24 protein-coding genes are annotated in these 23354 nt (G+C 44.7%); 22 read left to right on the top strand and 2 right to left on the bottom strand.

Features of this window, described 5'->3' with window-relative positions; translation table 11 throughout:
- Positions 1–80: 80 nt before the first annotated feature.
- The 13 genes from flhA (at position 81) to ACMXYS_RS02685 (ending at position 13768) form a co-directional block, all read left to right on the top strand.
- Complete coding sequence (gene flhA / locus ACMXYS_RS02625) at positions 81–2189, top strand: flagellar biosynthesis protein FlhA (RefSeq protein WP_415883430.1); 2109 nt, start codon at positions 81–83, stop codon at positions 2187–2189.
- A 42-nt stretch (positions 2190–2231) separates the two neighbouring features.
- The gene (gene flhF, locus ACMXYS_RS02630; protein WP_415897493.1) at positions 2232–3668 is read left to right on the top strand and encodes a flagellar biosynthesis protein FlhF; all 1437 of its coding nucleotides are present in this window, start codon (positions 2232–2234) and stop codon (positions 3666–3668) included.
- Positions 3669–3683: 15 nt separating this feature from the next.
- The gene (locus ACMXYS_RS02635; RefSeq protein WP_415897494.1) at positions 3684–4511 is read left to right on the top strand and encodes a MinD/ParA family protein; all 828 of its coding nucleotides are present in this window, start codon (positions 3684–3686) and stop codon (positions 4509–4511) included.
- 12 nt (positions 4512–4523) lie between these two features.
- On the top strand, positions 4524–5234 hold the full coding sequence (locus ACMXYS_RS02640) for an RNA polymerase sigma factor FliA (protein ID WP_415883433.1): 711 nt from the start codon (positions 4524–4526) through the stop codon (positions 5232–5234).
- Positions 5235–5314: 80 nt separating this feature from the next.
- Positions 5315–5698, top strand: a complete 384-nt coding sequence (gene cheY / locus ACMXYS_RS02645) for a chemotaxis response regulator CheY (protein WP_040661672.1) — start codon at positions 5315–5317, stop codon at positions 5696–5698.
- Positions 5699–5716: 18 nt separating this feature from the next.
- Positions 5717–6514, top strand: a complete 798-nt coding sequence (locus tag ACMXYS_RS02650; protein WP_415883434.1) for a protein phosphatase CheZ — start codon at positions 5717–5719, stop codon at positions 6512–6514.
- Positions 6515–6526: 12 nt separating this feature from the next.
- On the top strand, positions 6527–8617 hold the full coding sequence (locus ACMXYS_RS02655) for a chemotaxis protein CheA (RefSeq protein ID WP_415897495.1): 2091 nt from the start codon (positions 6527–6529) through the stop codon (positions 8615–8617).
- A gap of 25 nt (positions 8618–8642) precedes the next feature.
- Entirely contained in the window at positions 8643–9875 is a 1233-nt protein-coding gene (locus tag ACMXYS_RS02660; protein ID WP_415897496.1) for a protein-glutamate methylesterase/protein-glutamine glutaminase, read from the top strand.
- 5 nt (positions 9876–9880) lie between these two features.
- Positions 9881–10621 carry a flagellar motor protein gene (locus ACMXYS_RS02665; RefSeq protein WP_415897497.1) on the top strand — a complete coding sequence of 247 codons (741 nt, stop codon included), beginning with the start codon at positions 9881–9883 and terminating at the stop codon, positions 10619–10621.
- Positions 10622–10623: 2 nt separating this feature from the next.
- Positions 10624–11559, top strand: a complete 936-nt coding sequence (locus tag ACMXYS_RS02670) for a flagellar motor protein MotB (protein WP_415897498.1) — start codon at positions 10624–10626, stop codon at positions 11557–11559.
- Positions 11560–12345, top strand: coding sequence for a ParA family protein (locus ACMXYS_RS02675; RefSeq protein WP_415883439.1), 786 nt, complete (start codon positions 11560–11562; stop codon positions 12343–12345). It begins immediately after the preceding gene.
- Positions 12342–13340, top strand: coding sequence for a chemotaxis protein CheW (locus ACMXYS_RS02680; protein ID WP_415897499.1), 999 nt, complete (start codon positions 12342–12344; stop codon positions 13338–13340). Before ACMXYS_RS02675 ends, ACMXYS_RS02680 begins: the two co-directional genes overlap by 4 nt.
- Before the next feature lie 23 nt (positions 13341–13363).
- On the top strand, positions 13364–13768 hold the full coding sequence (locus ACMXYS_RS02685; protein WP_415883441.1) for a DUF2802 domain-containing protein: 405 nt from the start codon (positions 13364–13366) through the stop codon (positions 13766–13768).
- On the opposite strand, the gene ACMXYS_RS02690 is transcribed toward ACMXYS_RS02685, so the two are convergent.
- Both ACMXYS_RS02690 and ACMXYS_RS02695 read right to left on the bottom strand, forming a co-directional pair.
- Complete coding sequence (locus tag ACMXYS_RS02690) at positions 13765–14082, bottom strand: EscU/YscU/HrcU family type III secretion system export apparatus switch protein (protein ID WP_415897500.1); 318 nt, start codon at positions 14080–14082, stop codon at positions 13765–13767. The two genes, ACMXYS_RS02685 and ACMXYS_RS02690, sit on opposite strands and share 4 nt — an antisense overlap.
- Entirely contained in the window at positions 14079–16019 is a 1941-nt protein-coding gene (locus ACMXYS_RS02695) for a flagellar hook-length control protein FliK (protein ID WP_415897501.1), read from the bottom strand. The genes ACMXYS_RS02690 and ACMXYS_RS02695 overlap by 4 nt, the downstream gene beginning before the upstream one ends.
- Before the next feature lie 265 nt (positions 16020–16284).
- On the opposite strand from ACMXYS_RS02695, the gene ccmA reads away from it, so the two are divergent.
- Genes ccmA through ccmI form a run of 9 tightly spaced genes read left to right on the top strand, consistent with a single transcriptional unit; the run spans position 16285 to position 23295 of the window.
- Positions 16285–16920 (top strand): cytochrome c biogenesis heme-transporting ATPase CcmA, encoded by a 636-nt coding sequence (gene ccmA, locus ACMXYS_RS02700; protein ID WP_415897502.1) that lies wholly within the window; start codon positions 16285–16287, stop codon positions 16918–16920.
- Entirely contained in the window at positions 16920–17639 is a 720-nt protein-coding gene (gene ccmB, locus ACMXYS_RS02705; RefSeq protein WP_415883445.1) for a heme exporter protein CcmB, read from the top strand. The genes ccmA and ccmB overlap by 1 nt, the downstream gene beginning before the upstream one ends.
- A 12-nt stretch (positions 17640–17651) precedes the next feature.
- Positions 17652–18416, top strand: coding sequence for a heme ABC transporter permease (locus ACMXYS_RS02710; RefSeq protein ID WP_415883446.1), 765 nt, complete (start codon positions 17652–17654; stop codon positions 18414–18416).
- Positions 18417–18420: 4 nt separating this feature from the next.
- Complete coding sequence (gene ccmD, locus ACMXYS_RS02715) at positions 18421–18600, top strand: heme exporter protein CcmD (RefSeq protein ID WP_415897503.1); 180 nt, start codon at positions 18421–18423, stop codon at positions 18598–18600.
- Complete coding sequence (gene ccmE / locus ACMXYS_RS02720; protein WP_415883449.1) at positions 18597–19058, top strand: cytochrome c maturation protein CcmE; 462 nt, start codon at positions 18597–18599, stop codon at positions 19056–19058. Before ccmD ends, ccmE begins: the two co-directional genes overlap by 4 nt.
- Positions 19055–21010, top strand: a complete 1956-nt coding sequence (locus tag ACMXYS_RS02725; protein WP_415883450.1) for a heme lyase CcmF/NrfE family subunit — start codon at positions 19055–19057, stop codon at positions 21008–21010. Before ccmE ends, ACMXYS_RS02725 begins: the two co-directional genes overlap by 4 nt.
- A gap of 19 nt (positions 21011–21029) precedes the next feature.
- Positions 21030–21575 (top strand): DsbE family thiol:disulfide interchange protein, encoded by a 546-nt coding sequence (locus tag ACMXYS_RS02730; protein WP_415895634.1) that lies wholly within the window; start codon positions 21030–21032, stop codon positions 21573–21575.
- Positions 21572–22051, top strand: coding sequence for a cytochrome c-type biogenesis protein CcmH (locus ACMXYS_RS02735; protein WP_415897504.1), 480 nt, complete (start codon positions 21572–21574; stop codon positions 22049–22051). Before ACMXYS_RS02730 ends, ACMXYS_RS02735 begins: the two co-directional genes overlap by 4 nt.
- The gene (ccmI, locus tag ACMXYS_RS02740; protein ID WP_415897505.1) at positions 22048–23295 is read left to right on the top strand and encodes a c-type cytochrome biogenesis protein CcmI; all 1248 of its coding nucleotides are present in this window, start codon (positions 22048–22050) and stop codon (positions 23293–23295) included. The genes ACMXYS_RS02735 and ccmI overlap by 4 nt, the downstream gene beginning before the upstream one ends.
- The last annotated feature ends 59 nt before the right edge of the window (positions 23296–23354 follow it).

Consider the following 23354-nt stretch of genomic DNA (forward strand, 5'->3'; position numbering starts at 1 on the left):
ATTGCTCTACCTATGTCTGTTTGTAAGATGAATTGAGTGTTTATTGTTGTTGTGATGTTTTTTTGACGTTTGGGGTCTGAGTGGATAAGGCAGTTATTTTAGACAATGTTAAAAGTTTAGGGCGCGGTAATATCGGCGTACCTTTACTGCTGCTTGTTATTTTGGCAATGGTGACGTTGCCGGTACCTCCTTTTTTATTGGATGTGCTTTTTACCTTTAATATTGCGCTTTCAATTGTTGTTCTATTGGTTTGTGTCTACTCAAATCGCCCGCTAGATTTTGCAATTTTCCCCACCATTATCCTTGTTGCGACATTGATGCGTCTTGCTCTAAATGTAGCATCGACTCGTGTGGTTTTACTCTATGGTCATGAGGGGGGCGATGCAGCCGGTAAAGTGATCGAGGCTTTTGGTGAAGTCGTTATCGGCGGTAATTACGTTGTTGGTTTTGTCGTCTTCCTTATTCTAATTATTATCAACTTTGTTGTTGTGACCAAAGGTGCGGGTCGTATCTCGGAAGTAAGTGCTCGCTTTACCTTGGACGCGATGCCGGGTAAGCAGATGGCGATCGATGCTGACTTAAATGCAGGTCTTATTGGACAAGAGGAAGCAAAAGCAAGGCGAGAGGATGTGACGCAAGAAGCAGACTTCTATGGCTCGATGGATGGTGCTTCCAAGTTTGTTCGTGGTGATGCGGTTGCTGGTATTTTGATTCTTGTGATCAACCTTTTGGGTGGTCTTGGTATTGGGATGTTGCAGCACGATCTCGATTTTGAAACTGCTATGCGTTTCTATTCACTACTAACCATTGGTGATGGTTTGGTTGCGCAAGTGCCGTCATTGCTGCTTTCAACTGCTGCGGCCATTATGGTAACGCGTCAGAACGTTGCCCATGATATGGGTGGTCAGGTTGTATCGCAGATGTTTGCATCGCCCAAGGCTTTAGCTGTGGCTGCGGGTATTCTTACCATCATGGGTATTATCCCAGGGATGCCGCATTTTGCCTTCTTGTCTTTAGCTCTTCTTGCCGGTGGTGGTGCTTGGTGGATTCACAAAAAACAGGTTGAGAAAGAGGCTGTACAAGAGGAACAGGCGCAGCAAGAAGCTGAAATGCCTGAAGAGGATGAGGCCGAGAAGAGAGAGCTTGATTGGGATGATGTTATGCCAGTCGATATGGTTGGCCTTGAGGTGGGTTACCGGTTAATTCCCATGGTTGACAAGATGCAGGGTGGTCAGTTGTTGAGCCGCATCAAGGGTGTGAGGAAAAAGCTGTCGCAGGACTTAGGTTTTCTGGTGCCATCGGTACATATTCGAGACAATCTGGATCTATTGCCTGGTGCGTATCGGATTACTTTGATGGGTGTGGTGGTAGGTGAATCAGAAGTTTACCCTGATCGTGAACTGGCTATTAATCCTGGGCAGGTGTTTGGCAAATTGCAGGGGGTAGAGGTAAAAGATCCTGCGTTTGGTTTGGATGCGATCTGGATTGAACAGTCGCAAAAAGAACATGCACAATCATTGGGTTATACGGTGGTCGATGCTTCGACAGTTGTAGCAACACATATGAATCAGTTGCTTCAGTCTCACGCCCATGAATTATTGGGGCATGAAGAAGTTCAGCAGCTATTGGATATGCTTACGAAGAGCTCTCCGAAGCTGGTGGATGAGTTGGTTCCAGCTAAATTGTCGTTCAGTATTCTTCTTAAGGTACTTCAAAATTTGTTGATGGAGCAGGTGCCGTTAAAAGATTTTCGTACGATTGCGGAATCTTTGGCGGATGCGGTTAATAGAACTCAAGATCCATTGGCTCTGACGGCGGCAGTAAGGGTTTCTTTATCACGTTTGATCGTGCAGAACATTAATGGATCTGAGGCTGAGCTGCCAGTCATTACTTTAGCTCCGCAATTGGAACAGCTCTTGCTGAATTCTGTTCAGCAGGGGCAAGATAATGGATTGGTGTTGGAGCCTGGTATGGCTGAGAGGCTGCAGTCCTCTCTGTCTGAAGCTGCAACACAGCAAGAAATGATGGGGCGTCCATCCGTTCTTTTGGTTGCAGCACCAGTGCGACCGCTTATGGCTAAATTTGTAAGGTATGGAGAGCACCAGATTAATGTGCTCTCCTATCAGGAAATTCCTGAAAATAAAAAGGTCACGATTGTCTCGACAGTGGGAGGGGAAAATGCGGCATAAACGTACTTTAGCCCAGCTTGTGGTGGCCGATAAGGAATTGATATGAAAGTAAAACGCTTTTTTGCACCAGATATGCGCCAGGCAATGCAGCGGGTTAGGGATGAGATAGGTCCTGATGCTGTGATCGTGTCTAATCATCGTGTTGCTGGTGGGGTTGAGGTTGTGGCTGCGCACGAAAATGACTATGAGGCTGCCCAACAAGAGTTCTCCCGCAAGCAAAAGAAAACGCAAAAGCGACAATCTCAGATTGATGTCCTGACAGGTACTGGTGCTTCTAACCGAGACTTAGAAGGGGAGCTGCAAAAGGCGCGAATGCAGATTGCGGAAGCGCAAGGTAAACAGGATAGTCAAAATTATGACGTTCCTGGGCAGGTAAATAAGCAGATCGAGCAAGATGATGATCTCAGAGAAATTTTGACCTCGCTTAAGCAAAGGCAGAGGCAGAAAGCTAATGTTGCTCATCAGAATTTTATCAAACAGCCAGCTACTGATGAATTAGGCTTGGGGTTGGATCTCCAAAATGAGCTGTCCATGTCTGCTGCTCCGCTTAATGACGGGGCTGATCATCTTATTCAGTCAATGCAGGATGAAATTGCACAGCTTAAAAACCTTCTTAGTCAGCAAGTTCTAGCTCAAGGTAATGTGCAAGCTTCCGCGCCAGCAAAATCACCATTACAGAAGAAATTTGAGCTGCTAGGTGTGAGTGAAAAATTATCTACGCATCTTCTATCTCATGTTGAGTCAGGTTTGGCGCCGGACAAGGCATGGAAAAATGCTTTGACCCGCTTGTCAGATGCAATTCCTGTGATGGGAGAGGATTTCATTGAGCGTGGCGGAATGATTGCTTTTGTTGGTCCTACTGGTGTCGGTAAAACAACAACAATTGGTAAGCTTGCTGCGCGTCATGTATTGAAATACGGCAGTTCGAGTATGGCGTTAGTAACGACGGATACTTATCGAATAGCTGCGCATGAACAATTGCGGACTTTTGGCCGAATACTAGATGTTCCGGTCCGGGTTGTTGATGAAAGTAACAGTCTGGATGATGTTCTTCATTCTCTTCGAAATAAACGATTAGTGCTGATTGATACGGCTGGACTTAACGCCAATGAGCCGCATAGTGAGGCTCAGTTGGCCATGCTAGAAGGTGTAAGCTTGCGTCTCAAAAAGCTTTTGGTGGTTTCTTGTAGTAGTCAACGTAGGGTTGTCGAACAGGCGTTTAATGCTTATCAGGGCTTAGGTTTAAATGGCTGTGTTCTGAGTAAAATGGATGAGTCTGGCAGCTTAGGTGAGGCAATCTCTTTGATCGTTGAAAAGCGTTTGCCTGTTTCCTATGTTACTGATGGGCAACGTATTCCTGATGATATTGATATTGCCAAAAAACATGAGTTGGTTAGTCGAGCTGTTATAACGGCTCAACGCGCTATCGAAGCAGAAAAGAAAATGTCTGCACTCGATTCTATTTATAAAACGGGTTAATGGTGGGAATTAATAATGAATCAACATAAACCCGTTAAAGTAATTGCGGTAACCGGTGGTAAAGGCGGCGTTGGTAAAACTAACGTCTCGGTGAATTTGGCGCTTGCATTAGGTGATCTAGGTCATAAATCTATATTGATGGATGCTGATTTAGGTTTAGCAAACGTCGATGTGATGTTAGGTTTGCGCCCGAAAAAGAATATTGCTGATGTTCTGAATGGTGAATGTGGCCTAAAGGATATTATGCTGGACGTAGGCGAGCATCTAAAAATTGTACCTGCTTCATCTGGTACACAAGAGATGACAGCATTGTCCCCGCATGAGCATGCAGAATTAATACATGCTTTTAATGAGGTTGCTGACGATACTGATGTTCTTATTATTGATACGGCAGCAGGCATTTCTGATTCGGTGGTGAGCTTTGTTAAAGCTGCACAAGAAGTTTTAGTTGTTGTTTGTGATGAACCCACCTCAATTACCGATGCTTATGCTTTAATTAAACTGTTAAATCGGGATTATAAAATGACCCGCTTCCGTGTTCTGGCCAATATGGTGCGAAGTGAGCAGGAAGGGCGGAATATGTTCGGGAAGTTATTAACAGTTACTGATAGGTTTCTTGATGTGACGCTTCAATATGTAGGATCAATCCCTTATGATGAAAATGTTCGTAAGGCGGTTCAGCGTCAAGTGGCTGTTTTAAAAGCGTTTCCAAAGAGCAAAGTCTCCTTGGCATATCGTCAATTAGCGAATAAAGTAAATGGGTGGCCGGTTCAAACTGTGCCCCGAGGTCATTTAGAGTTTTTTGTTGAACGACTCGTTCAGGGAGTTCGTTCTTCGGATTAGCAAAGAGGCGGTATGTACAACCAGCTGCAATTACAAACGAGTGAAGAGCTAATTGAGCAGTATGCGCCGCTAGTTAAACGTATTGCACATCATTTGCTTGCTCGTTTGCCTGCGACCGTAATGCTGGATGATCTTATACAAGCAGGTATGATCGGTTTACTCGAAGCCGCAAGTAAATACGATGCTTCGAAAGGAGCAAGCTTTGAAACTTATGCAGGGATCCGCATTCGTGGCTCCATCATTGATGAGGTACGCCGTGGCGATTGGACGCCGCGTTCAGTACATCGAAATAGTCGTCGCGTAACAGAAGCTATCCAGCAGATAGAAGCTAGAACAGGGCGCGATGCAACAGATTCAGAAGTGGCTAAAGAGATGGGTATCAGTGTTGCTGATTACCATAATTTGCTTAAGGATAGTTTAGATAGCAGACTCTTTAGTTTTGAGGAGATGATCAATCCTCAACATGAAGGTCCAGGGGAGTCTTTTGCAAATGATGACCCGGGTCCAAATAAAAATTTTGAGCGAGAAGCATTTTTAAAAGCGCTAACTACAGCTATAAATAACTTACCAGAACGGGAAAAGTTGGTGTTAGCGCTCTATTATGATGAAGAGCTCAATTTAAAAGAAATTGGTCAAGTATTAGGTGTAAGTGAGTCTCGAGTTAGTCAGATCCATAGTCAAGCAGCGTTAAGGTTGCGTTCACGACTAAGTGATTGGCAGTAAAAAGGGTTGACCAGACTCAACGTAATTGCGGTAATTAAGTGTAGACTCAATGAGTTGCGTAGTTCTAACAGGAGGCCGTCTTGAATAAAGACATGAAAATTCTTGTAGTGGATGATTTCTCCACAATGAGACGAATTATTAAAAACCTATTGCGTGATCTGGGCATGACAAATGTTCAGGAAGCGGATGATGGTCAGACTGCACTACCAATCCTCAAACAAGGGGGAATTGATTTTCTGGTCACTGATTGGAATATGCCAGGAATGACCGGTATCGATCTTTTAAAAGAAGTTCGTTCTGATCCTAACTTAGCTCATATGCCTGTGCTTATGGTTACAGCTGAAGCTAAGAAAGAGCAGATTATTGCGGCGGCGCAGGCGGGGGTGAACGGCTACGTAGTTAAGCCATTTACTGCGGCAGTGCTGAAAGAAAAGATTGATAAGATCTTTGAACGCCTAGGTTAAGAAATAAGGTCCGTTGTAATGATTGCAGGAACAGATAAAGGTGTAGGGCGCTTCGAAATGGAATTGCAGTTGAAGGCTCAAGAATTAGTTTCCGTCCTCAATGAGGGGAACCTCTCTGAAGCCATGGATCTGATTCAAGAGCTTCACGAATTCAGACATAAGACCTTCTTTAGCGAAGTGGGTCACCTGACTCGTGGCCTGCATGAAGCAATTAAAGCCTTTTCTACTGAGCTTGGAACTAGCTTGGAATTAGATGATGATGCGGCACCAAAAGATGCTGATGCGGCAGATCGTCTAAATTATGTTATTGAAGTTACAGAAAAAAATGCACATGAGACCATGGATCGTGTTGATAAAGCACTGGGTCTGGTTGATCGTTTAGATTCACAGAGTGAACGGTTTAAGGATCTATTGTCGCTTGTTGGTCAATTGGAAAAAGAGCACGACAATTTGAATGGCGTCTATGACCGTACATGTGCAGTAAAAGAAGAATCTGAAAAGACAATTGAAACTTTGCGGTCAGAGTTGACCGATATTGTAGTGTCTCAGAGCTATCAAGATATTACAGGTCAGTTGATCCGTCGAGTTATTAACTTAGTGACAAATGTTGAAACGCACTTAGTTAGTTTGATGGAGATGGCTGCGCAGGTTGAAAAATTGTCGGGCATCGAGGTGCTAACAGCGCCTGAAGATGACAAACAGGATAATAAAAAGAATCCTATTCAGGCTGAAGGGCCGCAGGTCAACAAAGACAGTGCTGATGTTGTCAGCAATCAAGACGAAGTTGATGACCTGCTTTCTAGCCTGGGTTTTTAAGAGGAGCGCCGTATGAGTTTGGAAGTGGATCAGGAGATTCTTGAAGATTTCCTTGTAGAAGCAGGTGAAATCCTTGAGCAATTATCTGAACAGTTAGTCGATCTGGAACAGCGTCCAGATGACAGTGATCTGCTCAACGCAATATTTCGTGGCTTTCATACCGTAAAAGGTGGTGCAGGTTTCTTACAACTTGAGCCTATGGTTGATTGTTGCCATAACGCAGAAAATCTCTTTGATATGTTGAGAAATGGCGAGATTAAGGTTTCGCCGGAACTGATGGATGTAGTACTGCAGGCACTGGATACTGTAAACGTGATGTTTGACGCCGTAAGAGGTGGTCAAGAGCCAGAAAATGCTGATCCACAACTAATTCAGGCGCTCATTGCCTTTGCTAGTGGCGGAGCTCCAGCACCTGCTGAAGCAGCACCTGCTCCAGCCCCGGCAGCACCTGAAGCCGCGCCAGCACCTGTACCTGAACCAGTAGTAAATAATGCAGATCAGAGCTCAGATGAATTTGATATGCTCTTGGATGATTTGGGAGGCCCTTCGCCTGCTGAAGAGAGTGGGGCTGATGATGGGTTGATCACTGAAGATGAGTTCGAATCTTTGCTGGATGAACTTCATGGTCAAGGTAAAGGTCCTGGTTCTGAGGGCGCTTCAAAAGCACCAGCAGCAGCGGCACCAGCAGGCGGTGATGACCTTATCACTGAAGATGAATTCGAAGCTCTGTTAGATGAGCTGCAATCTCAGGGTAAAGGTGCGTTTGCAGAAAATACAGCGCCAGCCACCACACCCGCTGCAGCAGTACCAGTACAAGCACCAGTACCTGCTCCAGCCCCAGCCCCAGCTGCACCTGTAGCTCAGGCGCCTGCCCCCGAAAAATCTGAAAAAGCGGCAGCGGCAGCAGTGAAAGCTGCGCATCAGCAAGCTAAGCCTCAGGCAGAAAGCAATGTTCGTGTAGATACGCGTTTGCTAGACAAAATCATGAACATGGTGGGAGAGCTAGTTCTTGTCCGAAACCGTTTGGTTCGTCTTGGTGTTACACGTGAAGACGAAGAGATGGCGAAGGCATTAGGTACGCTAGATATGGTGACGGCTGACTTACAAATGTCAGTTATGAAAACGCGAATGCAGCCTGTGAAGAAGGTGTTTGGTCGATTCCCGCGTTTGATTCGTGACCTATCACGTAACTTGAAAAAAGAGATTCGCTTAGAGCTTCGCGGAGAAGATACCGATTTAGATAAAAACTTGGTTGAAGCGCTTGCCGATCCTTTGATTCACTTGGTTCGAAATGCCGTAGATCACGGAATTGAATCGCCAGATGTTCGTGAAGCTGCAGGTAAACCAAGAGAAGGCCATGTATTACTTTCTGCCGAGCAGGAAGGTGATCATATTCTATTGGTTATTCAGGATGATGGTGCTGGTATGGACGCAGAAAAACTGCGTAATCTGGCAATTGAGCGAGGCATGATGGATGCTGAAGCTGCTCGTCGTCTTACTGAGCAAGAGTGCTTTAATCTGATCTTTGCGGCTGGCTTCTCAACTAAGAAAGAAATTTCTGATGTTTCTGGTCGTGGCGTGGGTATGGATGTAGTTAAAACAAAAATTACCCAGCTGAACGGTACGTTGAATATTGATTCTGTAATTGGTCAAGGTTCGCGTATTGCGATTCAGGTACCTCTAACATTGGCAATCATGCCAACGTTGATGGTTATTTTGGAAGACCAAGCGTTTGCATTACCATTAGTAAATGTTAATGAAATCTTTAACCTTGATCTGACTAAGACAAATGTTGTTGATGGTCAGCAAGTGATTATTGTACGTGACCAAGCATTGCCTTTGTTTCATCTCAAACGTTGGTTGATCGGTGGTCAACAAAGTGCAGACTTACCAGAGCAAGGCCACGTAGTTATTGTGACGGTTGGTACTCAGCGCGTTGGATTTGTAGTTGATCAGTTAGTAGGTCAGGAAGAGGTTGTAATTAAGCCTTTAGGTACAATCTTGCACGGAACGCCGGGTCTGTCTGGCGCAACAATTACAGGTGATGGCCGTATCGCACTGATTATTGATATTCCGAACTTGCTGAAATATCACGCTTCTTGATGTACCTGAATGAGAGCAATTAAAGATGTCTATTAAGGTACTGGTAGTAGATGATTCTGGTTTCTTTAGGCACCGTATTACTGACTTGCTTTCAGGAGATAGTCGAATAGAAGTGGTTGGTTCTGCTCAAAACGGCATGGAAGCAGTTGAGCAGGCCAAAAAACTTAAACCCGACTTGATCACTATGGATGTGGAAATGCCACAAATGAATGGCATTGAAGCGGTCAGGGTGATCATGCGGGAATGCCCAACTAATATACTGATGCTCTCTTCATTAACTCATGAAGGAGCGCAAGTGACACTGCAAGCCCTAGAAGCAGGTGCGCTCGATTATCTATCTAAGGATATGCGCGCTTGGATGGAGCATTCTGCGTCTTTGGAAAAGCAACTAAGGGATAAAGTTGTAGAACTTGGTCGATCTCGTCACTCTAAGCTTCGTAGTACGTTTATCTCTCCAAATAATGTTGGAAGTGGTAAAAGTAAATCAATGGTGTTTAGACCAGAGGCTGAAAGTAAAACGACTCGCTCAACACCGTCTGCTAGGCCAACAAGGCCCATTGAAAAACCGCGTTACCCTTCAGGCTCGACATTAAGGGAGCGTTCGGCGAGTTCGCAACTAAGAGCTAAGCCTGCACAGCCAGAAATAAAGAAATCTACAGCTTATAAATCTGCATCAAAAGTTTCAGTTCCTTCTGGGTGTAAGATTGTGGTTATTGGGTCATCAACTGGTGGGCCTGCTGCCCTACAGCAAATATTGACTCAATTACCTGCTAATTTTCCACATCCTATTTTGTTGGTCCAGCACATGCCTAAAACGTTTACGTCGGTATTTGCTACCCGTCTTGATCAGCAATGCAAAATTTCAGTAAAAGAGGCTGAAGATGGTGATCGTTTGATGCCTGGTCGTGCTCTATTGGCTCCAGGTGGTCATCAGATGATTATTGATCCTCGTAGTTTGGATAAAATTCGAATTATGCCGGGAGATGAGCGTTTAACCTACAAGCCAAGTGTTGATGTTACTTATGCTTCTGCAGCAAAAAGCTATGGAAATAAAGTGCTAGGAATTATTTTGACTGGTATGGGTGCTGATGGTCGTGATGGTGCCAAAATGTTACGACAGCAAGGAGCCACAATTTGGGCGCAGAATGAAGAAAGCTGTACTATTTACGGTATGCCGCAAGCTGTTGTTAATGCTGGATTAGCTAATGACATTCTCGATTTAACTGAATTCGGGCCGATTTTGAGTAATAGAAGGTAGTTGTGATGGATTTCACTGCTGTAATAGGTGTATTACTAGCTTTTGCAGCTGTTCTTGGTGGTAACTATCTCGAAGGTGGTCATGCGCAGGAGCTGTTAAACCTGCCTGCTGCGATAATTGTTCTTTGTGGTACCTTGGCTGCCGCAATCATTCAGTCACCAAAACAAGATTTTGTTCGAGCAATCAAGTTGATTGGCTGGGCTTTTGGGAATAATCAGCAGGACCTTAAAAGTAAGAGTGAGGAGATTGTGCAATGGTGCGTCATTGCACGCCGTAAAGGACTTTTAGCTTTAGAAGGCGAAGCTGATAAGCATAACGATGATTTTGTTAAAACAGGTCTTCTCTTATTAGCTGATGGTAAAGGTTCTGATGTTATAAGAAGCACTTTAGAAGTTGACCTTATTACGCTAGAACAAAGAGACCTTCAAGGCGCCAAAGTTATTGAAAGTATGGGTGGGTATGCGCCAACTCTAGGTATTATTGGTGCGGTATTAGGTTTGATTCACGTAATGAGTAACCTTTCTGACCCTGAAGGTCTTGGTGCGGGTATTGCGACAGCATTTGTGGCGACTATCTACGGAATAGGTATCGCAAACTTATTTTTAATTCCGGTAGCGAATAAAATTAAAAGTTTGATATCTATGAGGTATCAGGCTCAAGAGATGGTGCTAGAAGGATTGATGTTTATTGCAGAGGGGCAAAACCCTAAGGCGATTCAACAGCGCCTCCAAGGTTATTTGAGATAGTTATGCCTCGTCGACAGGTAGTAGATGATAGCATTCGGAATGACCGTTGGGTTATTTCCTATGCGGATTTTATTACTTTGCTATTTGCATTCTTTGTCGTTATGTATGCGATATCGTCGGTTAACGAAGAAAAATACAAGCATTTAACAGAGGCGCTAGCAGGTGTCTTTGTTGGTGTTGATCAAGCAATCGATGTTAATCCTGCGCCAGGTGAAGGAAAAAGTGAAAGCGGTTTTGCTATCTTTATCGGCGGCAAAACTGATGTGGATGTACCAGAAGTTACAATTTCCCCGCCGGATCAGGAAGAAACTGACATTTTAAAGGCATTACAGCAGGAGATGGCTGTAGCTTTTGCTAAGATGATTGATGAGGGCCAATTAAGAATTACAGGTAATGATCTGTGGCTTTCTATCGAGCTGCGGTCTAATTATTTATTTGATTCAGGTGGTGCGTTACCCAATATTCTTGCGGATCAATTGCTGGAACAGATTGCAATGATGTTGAAAGGGCGATCAAACCCTATTCATGTGGAAGGGTTTACCGATAACCAGAGAATATCGACAGATGCTTATCCTTCCAACTGGGAACTGTCAGCTGCTAGGGCCGCCGCTGTTGTAAGGCTACTTGCTCAATTTGGTGTAGAACCAGAGCGTATGGCTGCAGTGGGTTATGGCGAGTTTCAGCCTGCTTATAGCAATCGTACTGCGGAAGGACAGAAATTAAATCGCCGAGTGTTGATTGTTGTATCACGTGACGAAAAGGTCCGTAGAACCGTATCTTCATTTGGTAGTCAGCAAGTTAGTGCTGATGCTGTATCAACGGTGTTATCAACACCGGAAAAAGAAACAGTACCCGTAATTGAACAGGTAGAAACCGGAGATGGTGATGTTTTGTTCAGGAAAGCTGAATCGAAGTCGCCAGAACAGGAAGACAATTAAATGCATGTATGGTCAGTTGCCAACCAGAAGGGTGGCGTCGGCAAAACAACCACAGTAGTGACAATCGCCGGGTTATTGGCTGAAGTCGGCTATCGTGTCTTGTTGATTGATTTAGATCCGCACGGATCTTTGACCAGTTATTTTGGTTATGACCCAGATGAATTAGAAGACAGTGTTTATGATCTATTCACTGGGAGTAGTCAGGTTAAGAGGGATGATGTAGCACGTCTGCTTTTGAAAAGCAGTCATGAGCGTATAGAGCTGATTCCTGCATCAACTGCAATGGCAACTTTGGAGCGAAAAGCTGTCGGTGCCGAAGGTATGGGATTGCAGGTGGCCAAAGCCCTATCACACGTTCGTGATCAATATGATTATGTATTGATTGATAGCCCTCCAGTACTAGGTGTGTTGATGGTGAATGCCCTAGCTGCATGTGAACATTTATTGGTTCCTGTTCAGACTGAGTTTCTAGCCCTAAAAGGTCTAGAGCGGATGGTTAGAACAATTAATATGATTAACCGTGCGCGTAGTAAAAAACTCAGTTTTACGATTATTCCGACCTTCTATGATCGTAGAACTCAAGCTTCAGTTAGTAGCTTACGAGAGCTGCATCATAATTATCCAAATGAAATATCTAACGCGGTTATCCCTGTAGATACCAAATTTAGGAATGCAAGTATCCAAGGGCTTGTACCTTCGGTTATGGACTCTAGTAGTCGAGGGGTTCATTCCTATGCGCGTTTATTACGTACTTTACTTGAACGTCAAAAACAGGAGGCCCTATGAGTCAATCAGATAAAAAGCCTCTTGAACAAGATGATGTGGAAGTTCATGGCGTTCAAAAGCTTGTTTTCGATTATTTGGAATCGCTGCTGTCAGATCCTGATGCTGGTGATATTGATACAGAAACTGAAATTGCTGCCATTGAAGAAAAAATTGCTGCTGAGGAAAGCCTAGAGCATCAAGGTTTAGGTATCGAAAGCGAAGAAAATGCTTTGCTTGTATATTCTGTAGATCAAAATACTGAAGAGCCAGAGCCAGAGCCAGAGCCAGAGCCAGAGCCAGAGCCAGAGCCAGAGCCAGAGCCAGAGCCAGAGCCAGAGCCAGAGCCAGAGCCAGAGCCAGAGCCAGAGCCAGAGCCAGAGCCAGAGCCAGAGCCAGAGCCAGAGCCAGAGCCAGAGCCAGAGCCAGAGCCAGAGCCAGAGCCAGAGCCAGAGCCAGAGCCAGAGCCAGAGCCAGAGCCAGAGCCAGAGCCAGAGCCAGAGCCAGAGCCAGAGCCAGAGCCCGAGCCAGAGCCAGCACCGGCGAAAGCTCCAGACCAGGCGCAATTATCCGCTGCAGGTTCAGGGGCAACAAGTCGAGAGATCAACTGTGTATTAATAAAAATGCATGGCTTAAATTTGGCGATTCCGTTCGATTACATTGAAGGAGCGGTGCATTTAAGTTCCGTATCTCTCACATTGGATGCAACGCATGACTGGTGTCTAGGTCGTTTCGGTGGAAGCAGTGCAGATACCAATGTTATTGATACTGCATTGTGGTTGATTCCCGAGCGTTACCAGCCGGAAATGGCTAAATACGATGAATTAATTATTCTTCGTGGTCGTCATTGGGCGCTTGCTTGTGATGAGTTGGTAAAATCGGTTCGAATTCCTGTGGATAAAGTATCTTGGGCTGGTAGTGATAATCCACGTAAGTGGCTATGGGGTACTTATATGGAAGAGCGTTGTGCCATTTTAGATATTCCTGAATTGATGAATCAGTTTGATAAGGCCTTCTAACGGATAGAGGCTTTGGAGAGATAATGCCGTCATTGTTTGAAATTATTCTACTTATTATTGTGTTAGGTACGGCTTGCACAAGCTATGTGTTGTTCAAGCGCTTACAGAAAAATGAGCGTCAGCATCAGGCGCTGATCAATGTTTTACGCAATGAAATTCAAGCAATGACTAATGGCTCTATCGGCATGGGACGTCGCCTTATCGAGGTGGAGCAGAAGCTGAATCTAACTGCTGATAAACAGCTGGAATTGGAAAATCGAGATCCGTCTGCTTTGGCTTATAATCAAGCGACCCGTTTGATGGAGATGGGAGCGGATGTCGATGATCTGGTTAAAAATTGTGGGTTAGGTCGACCCGAAGCGGAATTGATGGCGCTGTTGCATAAAGAGTTACAAGCACCCCATGAGGCATTAGGTTCAGATCGTTAGCGCTTTTTCTCTGCCGCTTTTATGATCTCTGATGTGTCGTGTTTTAGGCTATAAGCAAAGGCGATAACTTCAGCAATAGCTCTATAGAGTGATTCAGGAATCTCGTCACCGAGTTCAAGCCTGATTAACACTTCCACAAGTTCGGGGCTTTCGTGGATGTGGATATTATTTTCTTCTGCGAGCGCAATGATCTGCTCAGCAATTTCCCCCATACCTTTAGCTACTATGAGCGGGGCCTTACCCATCTCTTGATCGTATTTTAGGGCGATCGCTTTTTGTCGCGGAGTATCTAAATCAGGTTTGGTAAATTTCATGTATGCAGATCGACTAGCTGTTTATGAACCACCTGATCCTGTCGAGGGGCTTGGCCCTCGTGCCAAGTGATTTCTGAATTATTAAAACCGCACATTCTTAGCTTTTCAGCAAACTCGTCAGAGCGTTCTCTCAATTTTTCAGCGGTGTCTTTGTGTTCACACCAGAATAGTGTACTGATTTCATGACCGTCTGTTAGCCTGATTTCAGCATCAACGCCGCCATGTTCTTCAAGATCGAAGTGCAGTCGGACCCGCCAAACCGATACCATCTCACCTGAGGCGTTAGTACCGCCTTCTCGGCTAAGTCTAAGTTCTAAATTCTCCCAGCTTTCACCTTGTTTAATAGGTAAGTCTATTTGTAATACGCGCTCAAATCCGCCATCTGGTAGCTCACGCCATTGATGAAGAGAGTTGATTTGTTGGCTGGTAACTCTGGATAGTAAGCCTTTAATGATCTGATCAAAACGTTCTCGCTGTTCAGCAGGAAGTTTGTCGCTGAGTTGTTGCAATTGTTGCAACTGGGCTTTCATGTCTAAAGGGCTTGCACTTCGTCCTTGGCTTAATTGGCGCTCAGTACTTAACCCACCTAATTCAACGTTTTGACGTATCTGAGAGGGCGCTTCGCTACTGCCCGGGCGTACGCCAAACAGGTTTAGCATGCTGCGAACAACACTGCCTATCTGAGAGGTTTGACTTGCCTCGGTTGCAGTAGCCTGTGCTAACTGATTAAAAGCTGTAGCTGTAGGTTGTTGTACAGGTAGTGTGTTACGCAGTATTTCCTGTATGGCTGGTTTGTCTAACGCAGAATTTAACGTCAGAGGTGGTTCCTGAATACGCAGAACCTGAACGTTTTGATTGCCGTTTGAGACCAATTGCAGTTGCGCACCCTGCGGAATAGGTCGAGGCGATTGAACCTCTACTTTTGAACCGTCTGGTAGCGCCAAGCTTACAAGGTGATGTATTGGTGGGCCTGTCCTAACAGGTGCAGGGTTTTGCTGGACCTGTTGTGTGGCTGGGTTAGTTTTATCTGCAATGTTTTGCTGTTGCGGTTGTATCGAAGGACTCGTGGTTTGTGAGGTAGTTACTGTAGTTGCCCCTTGAGCTGTGGGGGCGGGTTGGTTTTGCGGCGCGCTGTTGTTGATTGGCGTTGTAATGTTCGGCAGAGCCCCCGCAGTATTTGTTGCTTGGGCAGTGTTGCTCTGAGCACTTGTTGGTGTAGATGTAATTGCCGGTTGAGCTTGTATTGCTGGAGAAGTACTTGCCTGAGTGGTTTGTGCGGGTACTTGTTGGGCTGCCGGGCTGGGATTATTTGGCTGATTAGCAGTCGTTATGGCTTGTTGCTGTAAAACGGTTATTTGTTGAGGGCTTGCTGCTGTCTGTTGAGGTACCGTTGCCGTTTGTTGCAGAGTTGTAGTGGTACTCGCTACGTTAGCCTGTACCTGCTGGCCGCTCGGTGTCGAAGATGGGTAGATAGGCCGACTGCTGATGACTGCAGCCGTAACACGCGTATCAGCAGGAAGTTTTAGAGTATCCGCTGATTGGGCAAGTTTTAACTGTATGCCAGGATCAGGTTTAGCGGCCGTATTGTTGGCGCTTTGCTGGGCTTGTTGTGTTTGATTTTGCGTATTGCTGGTCTGGGTGTTAGCTGTATTACCCGTCTGTGCAGGCTGCGGCGTGATCTGAATTTGGCCATCACTTTGGCGATTTACATTGATCTTCTGCCCTACAGGCAGTGCTTGAAAGACTCCCATCTGGATCAATCGATTGTTAACTTCCAGTTTGAGCTTAAAAACTTCCGGTTGGATCTGATCCCTACTTACCGCTATAACGGTCGCACTGACGTTCTGCCCGACTGGGAACAGTCGATTTACATTTTGAGCAGAATCGCTATTACTGCTGGTCGTTTGCAGTGGAATAGCAGGTATTTGTGGTAGCAAGTTTAGTAACCTCTAGTCCTAGGGAATGAGTAAGGAGCGTGCGGGCGTTATTCTATGAGAAATATATGCTGCTAAATGAGGATAAGAATCCAACTTTTAGAAAGCAATACAACAGTGCCGTGCAATCAGATATTCGTATATAATCCCTCGGTTAATAATCGGCAGATATTGTAAAAAGTATAGTTTATTGCCGTAAATTACATTTCTTAAGCGATTCCAAGTTTGAGAAATAGGTCGGAAGACTCGATTGGGTTTGGGGATTGATTTGGATACAGCGTTAATACAAGTTGAAAACCTGTTTTGTGAGCGTGACGAACGTATTTTGTTCGAAGATCTAAATTTTTCTGTCTCACAAGGCGAAGTTATCCAGATTGAAGGCCAGAACGGTAGCGGTAAAACTACGTTACTTCGAATCCTCAGTGGTCTATCTAATCATTATGAAGGCGATATTTACTGGGAAGGTGAGCCTATCTCAGAGGTCCGCGAAGAATTCTGTCGAGAGCTCCTATATTTTGGTCATCACCCTGGGGTGAAGGCTGTGCTTACGCCTGAAGAAAATCTCCAATGGTATGCTGCTATGCATCCTGGGATAAATGTCGCTGATATCCCTATGGCGTTGGATAAAGTGGGATTAACCGGTTTTGAAGATTCTCCCTGCCATATGCTTTCTGCAGGACAGAATCGTCGAGTGAGCCTTGCGCGTTTGTATTTAAGTAGCGCTAAGTTGTGGATTCTCGATGAGCCTTTCACAGCTATTGATAAAAAAGGTGTCGCAGAAAAAGAACAACTTATTCTTGATCACGCGAAGCAAGGTGGTTGTGTGATTTTAACCACTCACCATGAGCTGGGTGTGGGCGAGCAGGTTCGTCGATTAAATCTTGATGAATTGGCGGGAACTTAATGGACCAGACAGTGACAAAAGATGAGTTAGGTCAGGGCGATACGTCTGTATCAAGTTTATTCTATGCCGTATTAAAGCGGGATTTAATGTTGGCTTATCGCAAAAAAAGCGATTTGTTTAATCCGCTCATTTTCTTTTTAATGGTCGCGACATTATTCCCACTGGGTGTGAGTCCTGAACCGACGTTCTTGGCTGAAGTGGCTCCCGGTGTTGTTTGGGTGGCAGCATTGCTTGCTACCTTATTGTCTATGGATAGCCTATTTCGATCAGATTTCGAAGATGGAACATTAGAGCAGACGCTGTTAAGTCCACAGCCTCTGTTTGTGGTAGTACTGGCTAAAGTGATTGCTCACTGGATGATGAGCGGTTTGCCGTTAACGCTATTAGCGCCCTTACTCGGGGTTATGCTGTTTTTACCAGCAGAAGGAATGAGTGGCTTGATGTTGAGTCTGTTGTTAGGGACACCAACATTAAGTTTAATCGGTGCCATCGGTGCGGCATTGACGGTGGGATTAAGAAAAGGTGGCGTGCTGATATCTCTACTGGTGCTGCCGCTGTATATCCCTGTGCTTATTTTTGGCACCAGCGCAGTTCAGGCGGCAGTGACAGGATTGCCGCTTGCTGGGTATTTTGCGTTATTAGGCGCTATTTTGGCTTTGGGTGTTGTGATGGCGCCTCTTGCAATTGGTGCAGCATTACGAATTTCCGTGAGCGGATAAGTTTAGGTTGTTATGAGCGAAAAGAAGAAGTGGATGCCCCGTTGGTTTTATCAATTGGCATCGCCACGCTGGTCTTATGAAATTATGGGTAAGCTGCTGCCAGGATTTGCAATCGCGGCAGCTATTGCACTTATTGCAGGTGTTGTTTGGGCGCTAGGTTTTGCTCCAGAGGATTACCAGCAGGGTAACAGCTTTAGAATTATCTATATCCATGTTCCTTCCGCTATCTTGGCTCAATCCTGCTACATGATGATGGCAATCGCAGGTGCAATTGGACTTATCTGGAAAATGAAAGTGGCCGATATGGTCGCTAAGTCTTGTGCGCCTATTGGTGCTTCCATTGCGATCTTAGCTCTAGCTACAGGTGCAATTTGGGGTAAACCTACTTGGGGTTCTTGGTGGGTTTGGGATGCGCGCTTAACGTCTATGCTAATCCTTCTATTCCTTTACTTGGGCGTTATTGCTTTGAACTCAGCAATAGAGAGTGAAGCAACGGCGGCTCAAGCTTCTGCAGTTTTATCTTTGGTTGGTTTAGTGAATATCCCGATCATCAAATATTCAGTTGACTGGTGGAATACTCTACATCAGCCAGCAACATTTACCTTGACTGAAAAACCGGCGATGCCCGCGGAAATGTGGGTGCCACTGCTCGTCATGGTCATAGGGTTTTATTGTTTTTTCGCGGTCTCTTTGATGATGCGTACTCGAAATGAAATTTTATATCGAGAACGTCGCTCCAGTTGGGTGCGGGAATTGATAGAAAAACAGAGAGGCTAATCCAGTGAGTTTTGAAAGTTTTTCAGATTTTATCGCGATGGGCGGACATGGTTTATATGTCTGGTTGAGTTATGCCATCGCTCTATTCGTTATTGTTATTAATATTGTGAATCCGGCACTGCAAAAGAAGAAGGTTATCTCTAATCTTGCACGTCGCCTGCGCAGGGAGAAAAAATCTTCATGAACCCTAAACGCAAACAACGTTTAATTATCGTTTTATTTATTGTTTTTGGTGTAGGAGCGGCTGTTGGTCTAACTATGTTTGCTCTTAGCCAAAATATTAACCTTTTTTACTCTCCAACTGAGATTGCTAAGGGTGAAGCGCCTAAGGATACGCGAATTAGAGCGGGTGGCATGGTTGTAGAGGGCAGTGTTAAGCGTGATCCTCAAAGTCTGAAAGTAACATTCCAACTTACAGATTACGAAAGCGTAATGACGGTTCATTATGAAGGTATCTTGCCTGACCTATTCCGTGAAGGTCAGGGTATCGTTTCCCAAGGTAAATTAAATAGCTCTAATGAACTTGAGGCAACTGAAGTGTTAGCTAAACATGATGAAAACTATATGCCACCAGAAGTTGCTGAAGCACTAGAAAAGAGTGGTCATATGCCTAAACCAGAGGGTGAGGTGTTTAACAAATGATCCCTGAGTTAGGTCAGTACGCACTAATTTTATCTTTATGTTTGGCTGCGTTATTAGCGGTTGTTCCGTTAGCAGGTACTTATAGTAAGAATGCTTTATGGATGGGCTTTGCTCGTCCTTTAGCGACAGGCATGTTTGCCTTCTTGATGGTCAGCCTTGTATGTCTTGGCTACGCCTTTGTTGTAGATGACTTCTCTGTTGCTTATGTCGCAACAAACTCAAATACAGCGCTACCTATCTATTACAAAATCAGTGCTATCTGGGGCGGGCATGAAGGTTCATTGCTGCTTTGGGTTGTGATCCTAGGTGGTTGGACTTGGGCTGTAGCGATTAAAAGTGACAACTTACCGCAAGATATTGTCGCTCGTGTACTAGGTGTCATGGGTATTATCAGTGTTGGTTTTATCCTGTTTACACTGATGACATCGAGTCCATTTGAACGTCATTTGCCTCGTTTCCCACAAGAGGGTGGCGACCTTAACCCATTGCTGCAAGATATCGGTCTGATTCTGCACCCGCCAATGCTGTACATGGGCTATGTTGGTTTCTCTGTTGCGTTTGCCTTTGCTATTGCTGCTTTGCTAAGCGGTCGTTTAGATGCGGCTTGGGCGCGTTGGTCTCGTCCTTGGACAATTGTTGCGTGGGCATTCCTAACCCTAGGTATCGCATTAGGAAGCTGGTGGGCATATTACGAATTAGGCTGGGGTGGCTGGTGGTTCTGGGATCCAGTAGAAAACGCTTCATTTATGCCATGGTTGGTAGGTACTGCACTGGTTCACAGTTTAGCCGTTACTGAAAAGCGTGGTGTGTTTAAAAGCTGGACCGTATTGCTAGCGATCTTTACCTTCTCTTTGAGCTTATTAGGTGCCTTTTTGGTTCGTTCTGGCGTACTTACTTCAGTACATGCCTTTGCGACAGACCCGGAGCGAGGCTACTTCCTACTTGCGCTATTGGCGATCACTATTGGTGGCTCTTTGTTGATCTACGCATTGAAAGCCGCGCATGTAAAAAGTGAATCAAGTTTTGAATTGGTTTCCCGCGAGACCTTCTTGTTAGGTAACAATATTCTATTAGTGGTAGTAGCGATGATGGTCCTATTAGGAACATTGTATCCGCTGCTTATTGATGCCTTAGGTATGGGTAAAATTTCGGTAGGTCCTCCGTACTTTAACGCACTCTTTATACCTCTAATGGCTGTAATGGTTGGCTTTATGGGCTTTGGTATTCTTTCTCGTTGGAGGAGTACTAAGAGTACATATCTTACCGCTCAATTAGTCATTCCATTTGTATTGAGCATTGTCTGTGCTGCTGTGTTCCCTATGCTGTATGGCGATGGCTTTGATTGGTACGTATTCCTGGGCATGGCGCTTGTATTCTGGATTACGTTCGTATCGATTAAAGATATTTGGAACAAAGTTTCTCACCGTAAGGCTCCTTTTAAGGCACTAACTACGTTGTCTCGTAGCTATTACGCGATGGTATTAGCCCATATCGGTGTTGCGGTAACGATTGTTGGTATGACGCTCGTTTCTATCTATAACGAAGAGCGCGATCTTAGAATGGTGCCAGGTGACAAACTTAGCTTTAAACAGTACGAGTTTATTTTTGACGGCACTCGAGATGTTGTAGGCCCTAACTATGTTTCTGATAAAGCGCGTTTACGTGTACTGAAAGATGGTGAAGCTTATGGTGAGCTTTTCCCAGAAAAACGTATGTACAACGCCAGTGGCACAGTTATGACTGAAGCCGCAATTGACCCAGGTCTAACACGAGATCTATATGTTGCGTTGGGTGAACCTCTTGAAGGCGGCGCATGGGCGGTTCGTGTTCAGCATAAACCATTTGTACGTTGGTTATGGTTGGGCGGTTTGCTAATGACCGTTGGTGGTTTGTTGGCTGCGATGGACAAGCGTTATAGAAAACAAAATAAGCGTGCTGTAGCAAACGCTTAAGTATTAAGGGTAATCATTCATGCGTCGTTTTGTTTTGTTTATTCCATTAGCGATTTTCTTAGGAATTGGCGTTTTTCTTTGGCGTGGTCTGCAACTGGATCCTACGGAATTACCCTCAGCGCTGTTGAATAAGCCTTTTCCTCAGTTTGAGTTACCGTCTTTGTATGACGAAGGAAAAATGCTTAACGCTGAAGACCTTAAAGGTGAAGCTGCGTTGGTTAACGTTTGGGCAACTTGGTGTCCGTCCTGTAAAGAAGAGCATGCACAGCTGAATAGTATTAAGGCCGAAGGCTATAAGGTTATCGGTATTAACTATAAAGATGATCGTCAAAAAGCAAAAATTTGGTTGAATAAATACCTAGACCCCTACGCAACTAACGTCTTTGACGATAAAGGAAGTTTAGGCCTAGATTTGGGTGTTTATGGCGCGCCTGAAACATACGTGATCGATGCACAAGGTGTGATTCGGTATAAGCATGTGGGTGTTGTCGATCAGCAAGTTTGGACCAAGCTGAAAGGGATAATTGATCAGATCAACAGTTCTGAGAAGGTCGCTGCACAATGAGAAAAATCCTAGCGTTATTGCTATTTTCTCTGCCTATGTCGCTATGGGCAGCTATTGATACTTATGAATTTAAGGATGAAGAAACGCGCGAACGCTTTCGTCAATTAACCTTCGAGCTACGTTGTCCAAAATGCCAAAACCAAAACTTGCAGGATTCTAACTCGCCTATCGCTTCTGATTTGCGTAACGAAGTCTACAAGATGTTGCAAGAAGGCAACGATAACGACGAAATTGTCGGTTTTATGGTGGCAAGGTACGGTGATTTTGTTTTATATCGCCCGCCGGTTAATAAAGCGACCTATGTATTGTGGTATGGCCCGTTTGTGTTGGCTGTTATCGGTATTATCGTGATGGTTTTTCTTTCTCGAAAGCGCAAGAAGAAAGTGGACGACAAAGGGCAAGATTTAGATTCATCCCTTAGCGGTGATGAAGCCCAGCGCCTGAAAGATATTTTAGATAAGGGTAAAGATAAATGATTGAACTATGGGTAGGCATAGCGCTGTTAACGGTACTGGCTATTGCTTTTGTATTTTTACCCTTTGTACGTGCTAGACGCCTAATTCAAAATGAGGTTTCTGAAGATCGCGAACAACAAAATATCGAGATCTTTCAGGAGCGCTTATCCGAATTAGAAGAAGAGAAAGCTGCAGGCAACCTAGATGATACGGATTTTGCGACGTTGAAAACTGAGCTTGAGCGAAATCTGCTTTCAGATGTAAACGAGCAAAAACAGTCTAAGAACAAAATAGCGTTAACTTCGCAAACACTGGTGACTGTAACATTGTTGGCGTTAATGATTCCTGTTGCAGCAATTGGTTTGTACTCCGTTTACGGACGTTCAGCTGATCTTGAGCTATCAATGCAGCAGCCAAAAGATCCATTCAATGGTAAACAGCCAACATTGGAAGAGGCTGTTGCACAGCTTGAAAAAGAGCTTAAGTTGAATCCAGAAAACCCTGAGGGTTGGTACTTACTATCAACGACCTATATGAATCAAGGGCGCTTTCAAGAGGGCGCTGCTGGTTTTGAAAAGGTTGTATCTTTATTACCTGAAGATTCACCTCAGTATGCGGATGTCCTAGGTCAGTACGCGCAGGCTCTATTTTTTGCTAATGAAAGTAAAATGAGCCCAGAGATCAAAACGGTTATTGATAAGACGCTAGCGATTAAGCCTCTAGAAATTACCGTTTTAGGTTTGCTGGGTATTGATCGCTATGAGCATAAAGATTATCAAGGTGCGCTGGATTATTGGCTGAAAGCGCTTCGTAACTCTGACGGTAAGACTGCAGAATCTCTTCGCTCAGGTGTACGTAATGCTCGTGATGCCTTGATCGCTGAAGGTGTTGATGTACCAGAAATTCCTGAGTTGATGCCAGCATCAATTAGCTTGAAAGTGAATATTGATGACCAGCTGAAACAGCAAGTTGCTGCTGATGCCACTGTGTTTGTGTTTGCACGCGAAGTAGGCGGTCGTATCCCGTTAGCAGCTGTTAAACTTCAAGTTTCTGACCTACCGATTGATGTCGTTCTTGATGATTCTAAAGCGATGAATCCTCAGTCAGGTTTATCTACGGTTTCGACAGTTGAAGTATCTGCGAGAGTCTCAAAAACGGGTGAGCCCAAAGAGCAGCCAGGTGATCTATATGGCTTGATCTCCCCTGTTCAGGTACGCGGAACAACTTTACCAATGATTCTTACGATCGATAGAGTTGTCGAATAAATCTGGCTCTTTTATAGTGGGTACTTATTACCGTTTTTTTTAAGATAAGGTCGCGACTA

This window comes from Neptuniibacter sp. QD57_21, from assembly GCF_047778075.1.
Lineage (GTDB): Bacteria > Pseudomonadota > Gammaproteobacteria > Pseudomonadales > Balneatricaceae > Neptuniibacter.